Annotated in this window: 2 protein-coding genes and 1 pseudogene; all 3 read left to right on the forward strand. The window is 67.0% G+C overall.

What is annotated here, in order from left to right; genetic code table 11:
• Nucleotides 1–846, forward strand: an 846-nt coding sequence (gene mreC, locus V7Q81_RS15740) for a rod shape-determining protein MreC (protein ID WP_333845222.1), incomplete at its 5' end; no start/stop codon positions are given.
• Nucleotides 846–1,367: a rod shape-determining protein MreD gene (mreD, locus tag V7Q81_RS15745; protein WP_333845223.1), complete on the forward strand. Its 522-nt coding sequence runs from the start codon at nt 846–848 to the stop codon at nt 1,365–1,367. The genes mreC and mreD, both read left to right, overlap by 1 nt.
• Nucleotides 1,364–2,303, forward strand: a pseudogene (locus V7Q81_RS15750) (penicillin-binding protein 2); the annotation flags it as partial. The gene mreD and the pseudogene V7Q81_RS15750, both read left to right, overlap by 4 nt.

The following is a 2,303-nucleotide window of genomic DNA, read 5'->3' on the forward strand; positions in this document are numbered from 1 at the left end:
CGTTTGGCGTTGTTTGCCGCCTTGTCGGTGGCGCTGCTCGCGACCGACGCCCGCTACCATTACCTGGACGTGTTGCGGGATGGCGCCTCCATTGCCCTCTATCCCTTGCAGCGCATCGCCACCGCGCCCGGCGCCCTCTACCACCGCGTCAAGGACTTCTTCGTTACCCAGAGCCAGCTTGCCCGGGACAACGCGCGGTTGCGCCAGGAGCAGCTCTCCCTCCTCGCCCGGCTGCAGCGGCTGGAGGCACTGGAGGCGGAAAATGCCCATCTGCGCAACCTGCTGGAGGCCCGGGAGCAGTACGGGCAGCGGGCGGTGGCGGCCGAGATTCTGTACGCGGAGCGCAACCCTTTCAGCCGCAAGATCCTGGTGGACAAAGGCTCGGCCCACGGAATCCAGCCGGGGGAAGCGGTGATCGATGGGGCGGGGGTCGTGGGCCAGGTCACCCGCGTCTATCCCCTCCTCTCCGAGGTAACCCTGGTCACCGACCGAGACCACGCTGTCCCGGTGCTCCTGGTGCGTACCGGGCTGCGGGCCATCATCTTCGGCGGCGAGGATGGGACGCTGGAGCTGCGCTACCTGCCCCAGGCGGTCGATGTGGAAACGGGCGATCTGCTCGTCACTTCGGGCATCGACAGCGTCTACCCGCCGGGGCTGCCCGTCGCCCGGGTCACCCGGATCGAGCGGGACACGGGCCAATCCTTTGCCCGCATCGTCTGCCAGCCAGTGGCAGGTGCGGAACAGTATCGCCAAGTGTTGATCCTGGCGCGGAGGGAAGCGGTGCCGGCCCAGCCTGAAGCGACCAAGGCAGCCCGGCCGCAGCGGGTCCAAGGAAAGGAACGTTGATGGCGGTGAGCGCCCCGCGGGCAGCGGAGTTGTTGCGGCCGGTCGGCCCCGGCTTCATCACCCTCACGCTAATCGGCGCCCTGCTGCTCACTCTGCTGCCCTGGTCTGGGATGGGACTGGCGGCGCGCCCGGACTTCATGGCCGTGGCCCTGCTTTATTGGTGCGTCCGGGAGCCACGCCGGGTGGGTATCGGCATCGCCTGGGGCCTGGGCCTGCTCATGGATGTGGGCCACGCGACCCTGTTTGGGCAGAACGCCCTCGCCTACGCGGTGCTCGCCTTCCTCGGACTCACGTGGCGGCGTCGGATCTTGATGTTCGGCCCCGGTGGTCAGGTGCTGCACGTTGCGCCGATCCTCCTCGCCCAGCAGCTCGTCTGCCTGCTGGTCGCTTTGGCGGGAGGTGCCCCTTTCCCCGGCTGGAGCCTCTTTCTTTCGGTGCTCACCAGCGCCCTCCTGTGGCCCGTGACCTCCCTCCTGTTCTCTCTACCCCAGAAACCGAGGCCTGACCCCGACGCGCTATGAACCGGCGGGTCGAGCTCAAGAATACTGAGCGGGAAGTACACGCCTTTCGCCTGCGGTTGGCAGTCGCTGCCCTCTTCGTGCTGGGGGCGTTTGCGCTCCTCGCGGCCCGGTTCTTCTACCTGCAGGTGGTGCAGCGGGAGCATTACCAGACCCTGGCCGAGGCGAACCGTATTTCCCTCGTGCCCATCGTACCCAACCGGGGCCTCATCCTGGACCGCAACGGGGAGATCCTGGCCAGCAATTTTTCCGCCTATACCCTGGAAATCACGCCGGCCAAGGTGGGCAATTTGGACGCTCTGATCGATGAGCTCTCCACCGTGGTGGAGATCACCCCCAGGGACCGGCGCCGCTTCGAGCGGCTATTGGAAGAAGCGAAGAGCTTCGAGAGCCTGCCTATCCGCACCCGGCTCTCCGACGAGGAGGCGGCGCGTTTCGCCGCCAACCGTTTCCGCTTTCCCAACGTGGAGCTGCGCGCCCGGCTGTTCCGCCAGTATCCCTGGGGCGAGACCGCTTCCCACGTGGTGGGCTACATTGGCCGTATCAGCGACCGGGACATCGAGACGCTCAAGGAACAGGGTAACTACGCCAACTACCGGGGCTCGGACCACATCGGACGAGTCGGCATCGAGCGTAGCTACGAAGAGGAACTCCACGGAATCACCGGGGTGGAGCAGGTGGAGGTGGACGCCTCCGGCCGGGCACTGCGCACCCTCGCGCGCACGCCGCCGGTCGCCGGCAACACCCTCACCTTGGCGCTGGACATCCGGCTGCAGGAAGTGGCCGAGCAGGCTTTCGGCGAGCGACGGGGGGCGCTGGTGGCGATCGAGCCCTTCACCGGGGGAATCCTGGCGCTGGTCTCCAAGCCGGGCTTTGATCCGAATCTCTTCGTCGAAGGCATCGACCCTCAGAGCTGGAAGGCCCTGAACGAGTCCCCCG

It is taken from the genome of Pelomicrobium sp. (assembly GCF_036803785.1).
In the GTDB taxonomy this organism is placed as follows: domain Bacteria; phylum Pseudomonadota; class Gammaproteobacteria; order Burkholderiales; family UBA6910; genus Pelomicrobium.